This window comes from Streptomyces sp. NPDC018031, assembly GCF_044327625.1.
Taxonomy (GTDB): domain Bacteria; phylum Actinomycetota; class Actinomycetes; order Streptomycetales; family Streptomycetaceae; genus Streptomyces.
The window spans coordinates 244,963-259,876 of record NZ_JBIRFT010000008.1 but is presented as its reverse complement, the minus strand read 5'-3'; the positions used below and the strand labels follow the sequence as shown (position 1 = coordinate 259,876).

Here is a 14,914-nt window from a genome sequence, read left to right as displayed (position 1 = left end):
GCCGGTCCGCGTCTCGGAGCCGGTCCGGGTCTCGGGGCCGGTCCGGGTCTCGGGGCCGGTCCGGGTCTCGGGGCCGGTCCGGGTCTCGGGGCCGCCGGGCGGCCGGACCGTCGCGGGCCGGAAGCGTGCGGCCCGCGGCCTTGAGCCTGGGGACGCTGCGGCCGGCTCCGGGCCGCCCGCCCGGAGCCGGCCGGGCCGGTCGTTCGGCGGGGCCCTGGCCGGGCTCAGCGGGCCGCGGTGCCGATCAGGGCGTTCAGCCGCTGGTAGTCGACCGGGTCGGTGGCCGGGCCCGCGACCGCCTGGTAGGTGCCGGTGGCGTACAACTCCTGGGCGGCGCCGCGTACCAGCGTGTAGGCGGCCTCGGCGACGGAGGAACCGAGGCTGACCCGGGCGGCGCCGAGCGCGCCGAGCTCCGCCACCGACGGCGCTCCGGGGCCCGCCAGGACGTTCAGCGGGACGGGCAGGGCCTCGGCGAGCGCGGCCACCGTGGCCGGGTCGGTCACACCGGGCACGAAGATCCCGTCCGCGCCCGCCGCGACATAGGCCAGCGCCCGGTCCAGGGTCTCCCGCAGCCGGGTCTCCGGGGCGCCCACGGCCCGCAGCCAGGTGTCGACACGGACGTTGAGGAACAGCGGGACCCCGGCGGCGGAGGCCGCGGCGCGGGCGGCGGCGACGCGTTCGGCCTGTTCGCCGACGGCGCGCAGCGGGGTGGGGCCGGCGGGCAGCGCGTCCTCGATGTTGACGCCCACGGCGCCGGCGTCCAGCACCCCCGCGATGGTCTCCGCGACCTGCTCGGGGGTCTCGCCGTAGCCGCTCTCGAGGTCGGCGGTGACCGGCACCGACACGGCGGCCGCCACCCGGGCCACGAGGGCCAGGGCGCGGTCGCGGTCGAGCCGGTCGCCGTCGGCCGCCCCCAGGGCCCAGGCCACCCCGGCGCTGGTGGTGGCCACGGCGGGGGCGCCGGCGTCCTCCACCAGGCGCGCTCCGGCGGCGTCCCAGACGTTGGCGAGGGCGAGCGGGGCACCGGTCCGGTGCAGGGAGCGGAAGGCCACGGCCTTGTCGTGCAGCTCGGTCATGTGGACGAGTCCAGCACCCGCGCGCCGGGGGCGTCTGGCGGATTTCCGACAGCTGCGTACCCGGCGCGCGGCGCGGCGGGGTGTCAGGACTGGCCGAGCCAGAGGTCGGGCCCGAACACCTCGTAGTGGATCGCCGCCGCCGGGACGCCCCGGCGCAGCAGCTCGCCCCGGACCGCCCGCATGAACGGCAGCGGCCCGCACAGGTAGGCGGTCAGCCCCTCCGGCAGCTCCAGCGTGCCGAGGTCGGCCAGGCCGGTGGACACGGTCACCCCGGTCGCCTCGGTCGCCCCGCCGGTGTCGGCGCCGGTCAGGCCGGCCGGGGCAGTGTCCCCGGGCTCCTCGTACCACAGGTGCAGTGCCGCCTGCGGAAGCTCGCCGACCAGCCGTCGCAGTTCGTCGCGGTGGGCGTGGTGGCCGGGGCCGCGGTCGGCGTGCACCACGGTCACCGGGCGGGCCGAGCCGGTCTCGGCGAGATGGCCGAGCATCGCGAGCATCGGGGTGGTGCCGATGCCGGCGGACGCCAGCAGCAGCGGGCCGTCGCCGTCCGGCAGCACCAGATCGCCGAAGGGCGCGGACACGGTCAGCACGTCCCCCACCCGGGCCCGTTCGTGGAGCCAGGAGGAGACCTCGCCCTCCGGCCCGGCCCCGCCCCGGACGCGCTTGACGGTGATCCGCCACTGCGGGGTGCCGGGCGCGGCGGAGAGGCTGTACTGGCGTATCTGCCGGGCGCCGTCGGGCAGTTCGACCTGCACGCTGACGTACTGGCCGGGCCGGAACGGGCCGGTCGGCTGCCCTTCGGCGCGCCGCAGCACGAGCGACACCGCGTCCGGGGTCTCCTCGTGCCGCTCGGTGATCTCCATCCGCCGCCAGAGGTCGCCGTCCGCCGCGCCGGCCTCCTGGTAGAGGCGGGTCTCCAGGGCGATCAGCGCCTCGGCCATCAGCCAGTAGACCTCGTCCCAGGCGGCGGCGACCTCGGGGGTGACGGCGTCGCCGAGCACCTCCGCGATCGCCGCGAAGAGGTGCCGGTGGACGAGGGGGTACTGGTCGGCGGTGACGCCGAGCGAGGCGTGTTTGTGCGCGATCCGGGAGAGCAGGGCCCCGGGTGTGGTGTCCGGCCGCTCCAGCAGCATGCCCGCGAAGGCCGCGATGGAGCCCGCGAGCGCCCGCTGCTGCTCACCGTTGGCCTGGTTGCCGCGGTTGAACAGGTCCCGGAGCAGTTCCGGGCGGTCCGCGAACAGCTTCCGGTAGAAGAGCTCGGTGATCTCGCCGATGGCGGCGCCCACGGCGGGCAGGGTGGCGCGGACGACCGGAGCGGACTGCTCGGACAGCATGGCGACTCCTCGATTCTTGAGCGTTTAATTGGTTAATGATCTTCGTATTTACGGCTGCTGGTGGGCAGCCCGGCAACCCGGGGGGCAGCCCGCGGCGGGCTGCCGCCCGAGTGGTCCCGGTGGACCGGAGGGGATCCGGCGGCCCGGGGGCGGTGGTCAGGGGGTGTGGGTGGTCAGGGAGGGGGTGTGGCCGGCCGGGCCGGCGGCGGCGCGGTCATCCGGAGGGGCGGCCGGTCAGCCCGATCAGGGCCGGGCCGGTGGGGGAGGTGACCAGGTCGGCCACGGTCAGCGGATCCAGTGCGGCGTAGAACGCCTCCTGGGCGCCGCGCAGTGCCCGGCGGAGCCGGCAGGCCCCGCGCAGGGGGCAGGGCGGGTCCCCTTCGCAGGCCACGACCTCGCCGTCGCCCTCCAGCTCACGCACCAGCCAGCCGACGGAGGCGTGTCGGCCGAAGTCGGTCAGCGTGAGTCCGCCGCCGCGCCCCCGCCGGGCCTCCACCACGCCCAGCTGCCGGAGGCGGGTGATCGCCTTCGCCATGTGCGCGTAGGGCACGTCCATCACGTCGGCCACCGCGCGCGTGGTCACCGCCTCGTCGTCCCCGGGGACGGCGAGGCGCATCACGGCGCGGAGCGCCAGGTCGGTGAACTTCGTGAGCCGCACACCGTGACGCTAACAAATAGGTATGTGAGATGAGAATTTGGGGGTGGGTTTTCCGACAGCCGAATGGCCCGGACCGCGAGGGTCGCGGTCCGGGCCGTTCGGCTGCCGGAGCGGAGTGCGTCCTCCCCGGCGCGCCGTGGCCGGGGCCGGGCGGGGACCACCCGGGCCGGGGCCGGGCGGAGTACCGGGGAGAGCCGTCGTCCCGTCGTGGTCAGGCCGTCACCACCACCGCCGCGACCGCCGGCGTGCGCAGCGTGCGGCGGGCCGTCACCACGCTCGTGATCACCGTTGCGGCGGCGGCGATCGCCGATGTGACCAGCCAGATCACCGGGGCCTGGTGCGGAAACGTGTCGTCGCTGCGGACCAGGGTGAACGGCACGATCCCGGCCAGTCCGGCCACCGAGCCGAAGAACAGCCCGGTCGCGGTGAGCACCACCGCCTCGGTGCCGACCGTCGCCAGAACCTGCCCGGGTACCGCACCCGCGAGACGCTGGCGGCCGAACTCCTGGCTGCGGTAGGAGGTCGCGGCGTACAGGCTGTTGATCAGCATGATGCAGGAGAACACCACGATGATGCCGACGACCACCAGGTTCAGCGTCTCCAGGTTCTTGTCGTCCACCGACCTGGTGAGGCCGGAGGCCTCGATCGCGTCGTTCTCCACCGCCTGGATGGACAGGGTCGCGGTCGCCACCCCGGTGAACAGGATCAACGGCATCAGCACCGCGGACAGTTGGGCGGCGCGCTGCCGGAGGTTGTGCACCGCCAGGTACCCGCTCGCCCCGGCGAGGGCGGTGATCGGCCGCTCCAGCCGGCCCAGCAGCACCCGCAGCAGCCCGGGCGAGAACACCGCGAACCCGATCGACAGCAGGATGGCGCCGTACGCCGGTGCCGCCATCAGCGCGGGGTCCTCCGCGTCCACCGCGAAGGTGGCGCCCACTCCCGCCACCCCGGCCAGCAGCGCCGCGCCACCGCCGAGGTTCCGCAGCCGGTTCCGGGGCGCGCGGGCACCGGCCGCGGCCCTCGTCGCCCGGCGCACCGCGAGGAAGGCGGCGCCCACGGCGGCCGGCAGGGTGACGCCGATGCCCGCGGACAGCGCGATCGGGCCGAAGACGAAGTCCACCTCGTCCGCGACCTGGCCGCTGTCCTGGAACATGCCCAGCAGCGCCCGTCCGCCGAGCACCGCCGGTCCGACCGCGAGCACCAGTCCGGCCAGGGCGACCACCGCCGACTCGCCCACCACCATCCACGTGATCTGCGCCGGGGTGGCCCCGGTGCAGCGCAGCAGGTGGATCTCGTCGGTGCGCTGCCGCACGTTGACGGTGAGGGTGGAGGCGATGGCGAAGAACACCAGCAGCGTGCCGTAGCCGCCGACCACGCTCGCGGAGACGGTGAGCGTCTCCGAACTGGCGTCGTCGAGGTCCGCCGCCCCGGCGGTGTCGTGCAGCGAGTTGAACGTCATGATGATCGCGGCGCCCAGGAAGGCGGCGAGCGTGGTGGCGAGGAACCGGCCCGGGCGTTGCCGGACCGAGCGCAGGGCCAGGGTGAACACGGCTCAGGCCCCCGTCCGACGCTGGTGGCCCGCCGGGCCGTGACCCGGCCCGTTCCCCGCCGGGCCGTAGGCCGGTGCGTGCGCCGCCGGCCCACCGCCCGGGTGACGGCCGGGTGGTGTGGGGGCGAGGCCGTCCCCCAGGTGCGCGAGGCGCTCGGCGACCGAGTCCACCGTGGGCGCGGTCAGTTCCCCGGCGAGCCGGCCGTCGGCCAGGAACCGCACGGAGTCCGCGTACGAGGCGGCCACCGGGTCGTGGGTCACCATCACCACGGTCCGGCCGTGGACGCTCACGGTCTCCCGGAGCAGCCGCAGCACCTCCCGCGCACTGCGCATGTCCAGTGCGCCGGTGGGCTCGTCGGCGAAGATCACCGGTGGTTCGGTGACCAGCGCCCGGGCGATCGCGACGCGCTGCTGCTGCCCACCGGAGAGCTGGTCCGGCCGGTGGTCGAGGCGGTCGCCGAGACCGACCTGGGTGAGGATCTCGCGCACCCGGGCCGGATCGACCCGCCGCCCGGCGAACTTCGCGGGCAGCGTGGTGTTCTGCGCGACGGTGAGGGTGGGCAGCAGGTTGTACTGCTGGAAGATGAAGCCGATCCGGTTGCGGCGGAACTTCGTCAGGGCGGTCTCGCCGCCGCCGGTCATCTCCTCGCCGTCCACCATGACCACTCCGCTGTCCGGTCGGTCCAGTCCGGCCGCGCACTGCAGCAGGGTGGACTTGCCGGACCCGGAGGGCCCCATCACCGCGGTGAAGCTGCCGGTCGGCAGGGTCAGGCTCACCCCGTCCAGCGCCGTCACCGCGTTCTCCGCGGAGCCGTGCACCTTGGTGACCTTGACCAGCCGCAGAGCCTCGGCGCTGCCGGCGGGGCCGGTCCGGCCCGTACGACGGAACATCGTCATCCCCTTCGCCGTTCCCGTCAGGCGCCCATCGCGCCACATCCACGAAGCTACGGACGCGGAGGGCCGGGCACATGGGGCCCACGACCCGGTTCCGTGGTGGTGCTGGGTACACCCGGCGAGGGGACACCGCGACACCACGACCGGGCACCCGGCGCCCCGGGACCGGGCACCGGCGCCCCAGGACCGGGCACCGGCCCCCCGGGAACGGGCACCCGGGTGCCCGTTCCGCCCGTACCGGGCCGCCCGGCGTGACGGCACCGGACCATCGGAACCGGTCGTACCGGCGCACCGTGGTGAGGCCGGCCGTCCCGGAGATCTCCGGGAAAAAATGCCGGATCCGGTGTCACAGCGGCCGGCAGGGCTGTGTCCAACCAGGTGAGAGCGGTTCACACCGATGAACGCGACAACCCGGAAGGACACAGCGCACATGACCACTGTCGAGGTGCACGATTCGTTCATGGCCTACTCGGACACCGCCGGGACCACCCCCGCCGGGGTAGCGGACCGGATCCCGGTCGTCTTCCTGCACGGGAATCCGACCTCCTCGTACGCCTGGCGGAAGGTGATCCCGTACGTGGCGGGCGAGGCCCGGTGCCTGGCGCCGGACCTGATCGGGATGGGCGCGTCGGGGAAGCCGGACAGCGACTACCGGTTCACCGACCACGCGCGGTACCTGGAAGCGTGGTTCGACGCGCTCGGCCTCACCGAGGCGGTGATCGTCGGACACGACTGGGGAGGGGCGCTGGCCATGGACCTGGCGGCCCGCCGGCCGGGACGGGTGCGGGGGCTGGCCCTGGTGGAAACCTTCCTGCGGCCGCTGAGCTGGGACGAGATGCCGCCGAGGGGCCGCGAGTTCTTCGAGGCGGTCCGGTCCCCGAAGGGGGAGGAGATGATCCTGCGGGACAACCTGTTCATCGAGTACAACCTCTCGTACGGGGTGGTCAGCGGGCTCGCGGCCGAGGACCACGACGCCTACCGGGCGCCGTTCCCGGACGCCGCGTCCCGCAAGCCGATGCTGGTGTGGCCGCGGGAGATCCCCTTCGACGGCGAGCCGGTCGACGTGCACCAGCGGATGCTGGCCTACGGTCGCTGGATGGCGGAGTCCCCGGAGGTCCCCAAGCTGCTGATGACCGTGGAAGCCGGGGTGGGCATGGGGTCCCCGGAGACGGCGGCGTGGGCCGAGGAGACCTTCACCAGCGTCGAGGTCGAGTCGGTGGGACCGGGCGGCCACCACATCGTGGAGGACCAGCCGGACGCCATCGGGGCGGCGATCGCCCGGTGGCTGCGCCGGCACGAACGGATCCTGGAGCGGTGAGCAGACCCTTGGACGGACGGGAGCCCTTGAGCGCGACGGAGGGGGTGGACGAGCCCGTGAGCGCGACGGACGGGGTGGACGAGTCCATGAGCGCGACGGACGGGGCGGACGAGCTCTTGAGCGCGACGGACGGGGCGGACGAGCCCAGCGCGGCGGACGGGGTGGACGAGCCTGTGAGCGCGACGGACCGGGCGGACGAGCCGTGGGGCGACCCGGCGGACGGCCAGGGCACCCGGAGCGGGGCCGACCGGCCCGTCCCGGCGGCCCTGGGGGCGACCGAAGCGGACGATGAACTCCGCCGCGAACGCGTGCTGGTGGCGCGCGCGGTGGACGGCGACAGGACCGCCCTGGAGGAGGTGGTGCGCCTGATCCAGGACCCCCTGTACCGCCTCGCCCTGCGCATGGTGTGGCGGCCGGCGGACGCCGAGGACGCGCTGCAGGAGATCCTGGTCCGCGTCATCACCCGGCTCGCCACCTGGCGGGCGGAGGCCCGGCTGCTCACCTGGGCGTACCGGGTCGGCGTCAACTACCTGCTGAATCTGCGGCGCCAGACCCCGCAGGAGGCGAGGGGGCTCAGCCTCGAGGAGTTCCGGGAGGACCTGACCGACGGGCTGGCGACCGCGGACTACGCGGGCCCGGAGGCCGAGTTGCTCGCACAGGAGGTCCGGCTCACCTGCTCCCAGGCGATGCTGCAGTGCCTGGAGCGCACCGAGCGGGTCGCCTTCGTGCTGGGCGAGATCTTCGAGCTGCCGTCCGGTGAGGCGGCGTGGATCGCCGGCACCACCCCGGCGGGATTCCGTAAACGGCTGGAGCGTGCCCGGCGGCGGATCCGGGCGTTCATGGGGTCCACCTGCGGCCTCGCCGACCCGAAGGCGTTCTGCCGCTGTGCCCGTCGGGTGGAGAAGGCGGTCGCGGTCGGCCGCGTCGATCCCCGCCGGCCGGCGCTGGCCACCCACCCCGTCGCCCCAGGCGGCCGCCAACTGGCGGACACGGCCGGTCAGTTGCACCGGCTCCGCGACGCCGCGGCGGTGCTGCGCGCCCACCCCGACTACGCGGCCCCGCAGGCCAGGACCGATGCGGTGCTGGCCCTGCTGGGCTCGGGACGCTTCCCGCTGCTGGACTGAACCGACACCCGCCGGAGCGCGGGACGCACCGGGCGAGGACAGGCCGGGCCCCGCGCCCGGCCCACCCGCCCCGGCCGTCTCTCTCCCCCTTCGGCCCGGCGCGTACTGCCCCCGCCACCCCACCCGGACCTTCGGCGCCCGCCGCACCCCCGCACCCCCGCACGCCCCGCACCCCCGGGACCCGCCGCACCGCCCGGGACCCGCCGCACTCCCGGGGCCCGCCGAACCCCCCGGAACCCGCCGGATCCCGGGGCCGCTCCCGTACCGGCGAGCGGCCCCGGGGCCGGCGGTGTCGCTAGAGGCCCCGCTCGATCATGTCGATGAGGTGCCGGCCGGCGTCGTCGGCCTGGGTGGGGGCGAGGCCGCGCAGCGGCCCGTCGATGAGCAGCACCGCCAGTCCGTGGACCGCCGACCAGGCGAGGAACTCGGCCCCCGGGCGGCGGTCGGCCGGCAGGACACCGGCCTCCACGAGGTCGTCGAGGGCGGCGCCGAGGAGTTCGAACGGGGTCAGCCCGGTGCCGCCGGCGGCCGTCTCGTCGGCGGCGGACGTCATGTCGCCCGGCACGTGGAAGGCGGCCCGGAACAGCCCCGGTTCCTCCTGCGCGAAGCGGAGGTAGCCGGTGCCGACCGCGCGGAAGCGGGCGCGGGCGGTCTCGGCCGGGTCGTCGGTCCGCGGCAGGCGTGCCTGCTCGGCCTCCATGGTGACCGCCACCTGGGCCATCGCGGCCTGCGAGACGGCGTGCAGCAGGGCGGCCCGGTCGGCGAAGTGGCGGTACGCCGCGTTGGGCACCACTCCGGCGCGGCGGGTGGCCTCACGCAGCACGACCGCCTCGGGCCCGCCTTCCCGGGCCAGCAGGGTGCCGGCTTCGATGAGCGCGTGGCGCAGATTGCCGTGCCGGTAGGTGCTCCGCTTCGGAGCGTCGGCTCGCGGCGTCATCGTCCCTCCCGATGCGGATCGCCGGCGGACCGGGCCGCCGTGGTCGGCGTCCGCGTCGCCGGATCACCTCCGGGGGCCGGCTCCGGAGCGGGAACCGTCGTACCACCCGAATGTGGACATCGTACACAACAGCCCGCGGGCGCCCGTCACGCCTGTTCGGAGCCCCGGGTCACTGCTCCCGGTGAACCGGGAGCGCCCGCCCACCACAGTGCCGTGGTGGGCTGTCTGCCGTCGTCCGGAGGGGTGGGGCGGCGTCGTGGTAGCTCCGCGGGCGTGATTGCGGACGGGAAGAAGAGGAAACAGGAAACATCCGTGCAACCCGGCGGAGGCATGGTCTGGGGTGCCAGACTCGACGGTGACGGCGGGCGGTATACCAACAGGTCGCCTCGCAGGAGATCGTGTCGAGAAGGAGGGGAACGGGAGTGCGGTTAGCGTTCGGGGCGGAGCTGCGCCGGTTGCGGCAGGAAGCCGGCATGACGTTGCAGCAGCTCGCCCACGTCGTTCACTACAGCAAAGGCTATCTCTGCAAGATCGAACGGGGTGACAAGCGTCCGCCGATGGCCCTTGTGCTGCGTTGCGATGCTCTCTTCGCCGCGGAGGGGGCGCTGCGATGTCTGGTCGAGCCTGAGGGGGAAGTCGCTGAACCCGGTGGCGGCGGCCCGGCGATGGCGCGCCGTGACGCGATCGCCACGGGTGTGGGTTCGCTGTTCGGCATGGGATTGCCCGGCGGCGGTGACCAAGTGCCCGGTGTGGCGCTGCCCGCTCTGGCCGTCTTCCGGGATCAGCTGCACCACATGAGGTTGCTGGGCCAGAGCACCGACCCCGCCTTGCTGTTGCCCGTCCTGGCGACGCACACCCGGACGGTCGCGGAATTTGCGTCCAGGGCCGCCGATTCCACCCGGGCCGGGCTGCTGACCCTCGCGTCGCGATTCGCCGAATACACGGGGTGGATGGCCCAAGAGGCAGGCGACGACGTGGCAGCCATGCGGTGGACGGCCGATGCGGTGACGTTGGCCCAGGCAGGCGGTGATGAACACCTGGCGGACTACGCGTTGGTCCGCAGGGCGCTCGTCACCTTCTACAACGGTGCTGCCGCGGAGACGATCGCCCTCGCGCAACAGGCCCAGAAGAGTGCGTTGCCGCCCCGGATCCGGGGCCTGGCGGCGCAGCGAGAGGCTCAGGGGCATGCTCTCGCCGGAGCGGAAACGGCATGTCTGCGTGGGCTGGACCGGGCACGCGACCTGCTGCTCCGCGCCCAGGGAACGACGACCGAAGCCCCTGTACTGGGCACCACGCATCTCGCTGACCCGGCGTCCATGGTGACCGGCTGGTGCCTCTATGACCTGGGACGCCCTCGGGAGGCGGCGGAGATTCTGGACCAGGAGTGCCGGCGCATCGCCCCGCAGGCCCTGCGCACCCGTACGCGCTACGGCTTCCGCAGGGCGTTGGCCCATGCCTCTTCGGGAGAGATCGAGCACTCGTGCGAGCTGGCTCGGGAACTGCTCCCGTGCTTGGACCTGGTTCCCTCCGCCACAGTCCGCGCGGACGTGCGCCGGCTCGAACGGGAACTCTCCCGCTTCCGCGCACATCGTGCCGTGAGCGATCTCCAACCAGCGCTACTGCGTGCGCTGAGCGCCAGCTGACACTTCTGTCGGCCCCTCCTGCCGGCCGGCAGGAGCCGTTCTTCGACCGCCCGCCCTCTCCAGGCCCGCCTGGACTTCCCCCGGCACGCCCGCGTACTTCACCGGCCCGCATTCCGCTCCAGGGCCGGGAGAGGGCTCGCGCGGCCCTGTGAACCCTCGGCGCACGCACCCGTGCCGCCGTGCCGAACCCCCGTGAACACTCAGGAGGATCCACCATGCCGCTGATCTTCGTGAACTACCGGACCGGCGATGAGGAATCCACGGCAACCCTCGTGGAACGCGAGCTGTCCCGGAGGTTCGGCGATACGAACGTCTTCCGGGCCAGCAAGTCGATCGGACCGGGACAGCGTTATCCCCGGGAGCTCATCACGGCCGTCCGCCGGAGCAGCGTGCTGCTCGCCGTGATCGGGGCCCGATGGCTGGAAGCGAGGACCGCCGATGGCCGCGCCGCACTGGATGAACCGGACGACTGGACCAGGCGGGAGATCCTGGAGGCTTTCGAGACCGGAGCGATCGTGATCCCGCTCCTGGTGGGTCGCACGGAGCCGCTCCGGCCGGAAGCCCTCCCGGCGGCCCTCGGCGAGCTCGCGGACTGCCAGTACCGACGGTTCGACCACCGAAATGCCGCAGCGGACCTCGACCGACTGGCCACGGATCTTGCCTTGCTGGTCCCCGAACTGGCGGATATCGCAGACACCCAGGGGCGTGAGGCACCGACGGAGCGGGGTGGGAACCGCGTACCGGCCGGAGACCAGGGCGACCAGACCCGCGTCCCGTCACAGGTGATCAAACACCGCCAGCGGGGCGGGATCGGAAGCCTCAACGGTGACTTCTCCGGTACGTTCATCAGCGAATCCCAGGGGCCCGTCCATACCGGCAGCGGGCACGTCTACCACGCCCGTGAGCAGCACTGGGGGGCCCGTTTCCTCGATGACGGGCCGGCCGTCGACCGTACCGAGGCGCACAACGGTGCTCCGACCCACCGGCGGGAGTTCCCTGAGGGAGAGACTCCCGTGGACGGAGAGCGGTGACCGGCCCAGGACACACCTGCGTCAACGACCCGCAAGGTCCCGTGCACAGCGGCAGCGGGAACCAGTTCAACGTCACCGCCTGGATGATCGGCGCGAACCAGGGCCTGGTCAGAGCCGGCGCGCCCCGCCTGCGGATCGTGCAGGAGCACCGGCGCCGGCTGACGCGGTGCTTCGTCCGGCCGCGTCACTACGGCCGAGCCGCCGAACGGCTGGGCGTTCCCGGTGCGGTGGTCCTGCTGAACGGCCCTCCCGGCACTGGGCGACACGCGGCCGCGACCATGCTGCTCGAGGAAGCGGCGGTGCCCGCGAGCCGTATCGAGGAACTGCCGCTGCGGTGGGAGGAGGATTCCCTCGACGCATCGGCCGACGACCGCTACCTGCTGGACCTGTCGGGTGTGTCCGACACGGATTTCCCCGACGCCCAGCGTTCGCTCATGCGTTACCGGGCGAGCGTGGAGGAATGCGGCGCGCGGCTGGTCGTCGTACTCCCGGCCGGCTTGGACCTGATGCTCGACAGTGCCCTGTCACCTCTGCTGGTGCAGCTGGAACGGCCACGCGGTCGCGCGGTCTTCAGCAGGTACCTGCGCGTCTACGGGGTCGCCTTCGAGCCGGAACAACTGGACACCGAAGCCCTGGCCGACCTGTTCTCGGGCTTGCCGATGCGGGAACTCGCGCGCCTGGCGGACCTCGTCGTCCAGGCACGGGACAGCCATCAGTACGGCAGGACCTTCGACGACTGGTGCCAGGTGGCGGTGGCCGCCGTCACTGACGTCTCGGACGAGGTGGCTCGGCAGCTCCGTGACCACCGCGACGGCCTCGACCGAGCCTTGCTGCTCGCTGCGGCCATGGCCAGCGGCGCGGCGGCGGAGGCCGTACTGAGCGGTGCGTACTGCCTGCTCGATGTGCTGCGCCACCAGCAGGACGACACTCCGCGGATCGCCCAGGCCGATCTGGGTGAGCAACTGCAAAGACTCGGCATCGCCAGAGGGGCGGACGGGAGCGTCGGCTTCTCACAGCTCGCGTACGACAGCGCTGTCAGACGTCACTTCTGGCGCAACTTCCCCGATCTGCGGTCGTCCTTCCGGGACTGGGTGGGACGGTGCATGGGGCTGCCGGAACTCCGAGGAGAGGACCGGATGCGCCTGGTCGCTCGGTTCGCCGAGCAGGCCCTGGCCACCGGCCGTCCGGAAGACCTGTGTGTGCTCGCCCAGCGATGGACCGATCCGGACGTGGGCGGGCGGCTGCGGCCCGAGGCGGCGGCGGTACTCGAGCTCGGCCTCAGTCATGACCAGTACGGATCGCATCTCCGCTCCCGCGTGTACGGCTGGGTGACCGGAGGCCCCCTGCCCCCGGACCTCGCGCGCGTGCTGACGGACGTCTGCCAGCAGGTGATGGCGGCGACCCATCCCGACCAGGCGATGGTCAGACTCCGGCATCTCGCGATCCGCCAGCGGGGCCCGGAGGCCGCAGCCGCCCGGTCCGCACTGCTGGAACTGGCGCGTGGAAACCGACGTCTGTTCCGGCGGCTTGCGGACCGGCTGGTCAACGCCGGTTTGTCGAGTCCTCGCAACGCGGAGCTCCTCGTGGGCCTACTCGACCCGACCGAACTGCGGATACCGCCGCCATGGGTGGAGATCAGCCTTGGCTGGCGGACGGTCATGGCGGCGGTTCCGCCGGAAGACTGGACGCCGTTGGTGCAACGGTGGCTGTCGGAGCTGGAACAGCGCCCCGAGGGCAACCGGATCCTCCACGCGCTGCTCCTTGCGGCTGCCGGCGATGACGCCTTGTTGAACCGCCTCTATATGGCCACCCGCACGTGGGCCGGCCGCCCGTCGCCCGGCATGGCTCAGGAGCACCACTCGCAGCGCCGTCACCGTGAAGAGATCGCCGAACGGTTCTGCCGGGAGATCGACCTGGTGCAGGGCGTCGATGAAGGGGGCCCCGGCCCTGAAGCTCACAGCACGACGGAGAGCATATGAATTCCCGACATGTTCCGCGGCTCGGCCTCCTGGCGCTGACCGTCACGGTGGCGCTGGTGCTGGGCGCTGTCTTCGAATGGCCGATCTGGATGGGGATCCTGCTGCCCACCCTCCTGGCAGGAGCGCTCCTGCGGGGGCTGCGCAGGGCGGACGGCGGCGCGCCGGAGGGGGTCCAAGCGGACCACGTCGCTCCCGAGCCGCCGCCCGACCCCGTTCCCTTCGCAAGCCCGGTGACGGGTGTCCCCGTTTCCAGTGCGATGGCGGACTACCCGTTCCTGTTCTCCGCCGCCGTCCGGTGGCGGTACGCCGACGGAACCACCACCGTGCCGCACGGTAATCCGGCAAGCGTCGCGGTGGCGTCCGTCCTGCAGCGCGTGCAGAGCATCGCTGCGGTGGAGCACCCCAACCGCTGCGGATTCCTACAGCACTGGCTGGAGAGCACTCTCGGCGTCCCCATGACCGATGATTCCGGTCTGGTGACTGCCTATGCCACCGACGTGCGGCTCAGCCTCAGGCCCGCGGACCAGCAGCACCTGGATGAAATCGACGCGCTCCGCAAGTCCGTCGGGGTGTGGGAGGGACGCCTGCAGCACGAGCGCAATCGCCGTAGCTATCTCGGCGAGGACGTCCTGCACTCGCCTGGCAGCGCCGTGGTGTGGTGGCTGTCCCGACACGAGGATGAGATCGAGCGCGCGGTGGAGCTGATCGGCCCGCTGGCCTGCCTTTCCGCGGCAGCCAACGACGAGGAGGTGCCCGAGGTGTTCCGTCATCTGTGCCCGCCGCCGGGAGCGCCGGTCGAGAGCGAGCCGGTGGGGGGTTTCCGCCACCCGGAGCCGCCGGAAGGGCATTCGGCGTCGGAGGAACCGCCGGGGCATGGGCGGAGCGGTCAGCGGTGGGCGCCCAGCGAGCGTGTCTCGGCCCTCCTCGACGAGATGGGATTCGCCCCGGGCTCGGACGCGCGGGCGGTCTTCGTCGACCGCCTAGCCCGGATGTCGGAGAAGGCCGGCCGGCCGGACGTGGCGGAGGACATGCGACGGGACCTCATCGACGGTTTGCGCCCCACCGAGCCCCAGACCGGGGAGCCTGATACACCCGCCCAGGAGCCACGGGTGAGCGGCCCGGGCCGCTTCTCGTCTCCCTTCGGCTCCGAAGAACCGGAGGGAAGGCAAGGTGCCACCGAGCCCCTCGACGGGGCGGAGACGGGGACGTCTCCGCTTCGGTGGGGTACGTCGCCGACGTATCCGGACCACGCTGCGGAGCAGCACCAACCCGCTCCGAACGGCGTCGCCCCCGAGCCTGATGACGCAGGCGGTCACCTAGGGTGACGATGCAGTCGTCGGAGGATGTCTTCCTTCGCGCCTGCTGGTTGGAGAG

Annotated in this window: 12 protein-coding genes; 6 read left to right on the top strand and 6 right to left on the bottom strand. The window is 73.1% G+C overall.

From position 1 onward, the window contains the following. Positions 1-224: 224 nt before the first annotated feature. From ACH4B3_RS20720 to ACH4B3_RS20700, 5 genes are all read right to left on the bottom strand, one after another. Positions 225-1,076 carry an isocitrate lyase/phosphoenolpyruvate mutase family protein gene (locus ACH4B3_RS20720; protein WP_398464605.1) on the bottom strand — a complete coding sequence of 284 codons (852 nt, stop codon included), beginning with the start codon at positions 1,074-1,076 and terminating at the stop codon, positions 225-227. A gap of 83 nt (positions 1,077-1,159) precedes the next feature. Continuing rightward, complete coding sequence (locus ACH4B3_RS20715; RefSeq protein ID WP_398464603.1) at positions 1,160-2,407, bottom strand: globin domain-containing protein; 1,248 nt, start codon at positions 2,405-2,407, stop codon at positions 1,160-1,162. A gap of 214 nt (positions 2,408-2,621) precedes the next feature. Then, the gene (locus ACH4B3_RS20710) at positions 2,622-3,065 is read right to left on the bottom strand and encodes an RrF2 family transcriptional regulator (RefSeq protein WP_398464601.1); all 444 of its coding nucleotides are present in this window, start codon (positions 3,063-3,065) and stop codon (positions 2,622-2,624) included. Between the two features lie 211 nt (positions 3,066-3,276). Then, positions 3,277-4,614, bottom strand: coding sequence for an FtsX-like permease family protein (locus ACH4B3_RS20705; RefSeq protein ID WP_398464599.1), 1,338 nt, complete (start codon positions 4,612-4,614; stop codon positions 3,277-3,279). A 3-nt stretch (positions 4,615-4,617) separates the two neighbouring features. Further along, positions 4,618-5,511 carry an ABC transporter ATP-binding protein gene (locus ACH4B3_RS20700; protein WP_398464597.1) on the bottom strand — a complete coding sequence of 298 codons (894 nt, stop codon included), beginning with the start codon at positions 5,509-5,511 and terminating at the stop codon, positions 4,618-4,620. A 394-nt stretch (positions 5,512-5,905) separates the two neighbouring features. Between ACH4B3_RS20700 and ACH4B3_RS20695 the strand changes: the two genes are divergently transcribed. Both ACH4B3_RS20695 and ACH4B3_RS20690 read left to right on the top strand, forming a co-directional pair. Beyond that, a complete protein-coding gene (locus ACH4B3_RS20695) occupies positions 5,906-6,826 on the top strand; it encodes a haloalkane dehalogenase (RefSeq protein WP_398464595.1) in 921 nt (306 codons plus the stop codon). Continuing rightward, positions 6,823-7,950: an RNA polymerase sigma factor gene (locus tag ACH4B3_RS20690; RefSeq protein ID WP_398464593.1), complete on the top strand. Its 1,128-nt coding sequence runs from the start codon at positions 6,823-6,825 to the stop codon at positions 7,948-7,950. The genes ACH4B3_RS20695 and ACH4B3_RS20690 overlap by 4 nt, the downstream gene beginning before the upstream one ends. A 295-nt stretch (positions 7,951-8,245) precedes the next feature. Here ACH4B3_RS20690 and ACH4B3_RS20685 read toward each other — a convergent pair whose 3' ends face one another. Continuing rightward, on the bottom strand, positions 8,246-8,887 hold the full coding sequence (locus ACH4B3_RS20685; RefSeq protein ID WP_398464591.1) for a TetR/AcrR family transcriptional regulator: 642 nt from the start codon (positions 8,885-8,887) through the stop codon (positions 8,246-8,248). A gap of 398 nt (positions 8,888-9,285) precedes the next feature. On the opposite strand from ACH4B3_RS20685, the gene ACH4B3_RS20680 reads away from it, so the two are divergent. The 4 genes from ACH4B3_RS20680 (at position 9,286) to ACH4B3_RS20665 (ending at position 14,865) form a co-directional block, all read left to right on the top strand. Next, positions 9,286-10,530 (top strand): helix-turn-helix domain-containing protein, encoded by a 1,245-nt coding sequence (locus ACH4B3_RS20680; RefSeq protein WP_398464589.1) that lies wholly within the window; start codon positions 9,286-9,288, stop codon positions 10,528-10,530. 215 nt (positions 10,531-10,745) lie between these two features. Next, entirely contained in the window at positions 10,746-11,561 is an 816-nt protein-coding gene (locus ACH4B3_RS20675; RefSeq protein ID WP_398464587.1) for a toll/interleukin-1 receptor domain-containing protein, read from the top strand. A gap of 41 nt (positions 11,562-11,602) precedes the next feature. Then, positions 11,603-13,540, top strand: coding sequence for a hypothetical protein (locus tag ACH4B3_RS20670; protein WP_398464585.1), 1,938 nt, complete (start codon positions 11,603-11,605; stop codon positions 13,538-13,540). Then, positions 13,537-14,865, top strand: a complete 1,329-nt coding sequence (locus ACH4B3_RS20665) for a hypothetical protein (protein WP_398464583.1) — start codon at positions 13,537-13,539, stop codon at positions 14,863-14,865. Before ACH4B3_RS20670 ends, ACH4B3_RS20665 begins: the two co-directional genes overlap by 4 nt. Positions 14,866-14,914: the final 49 nt, after the last annotated feature.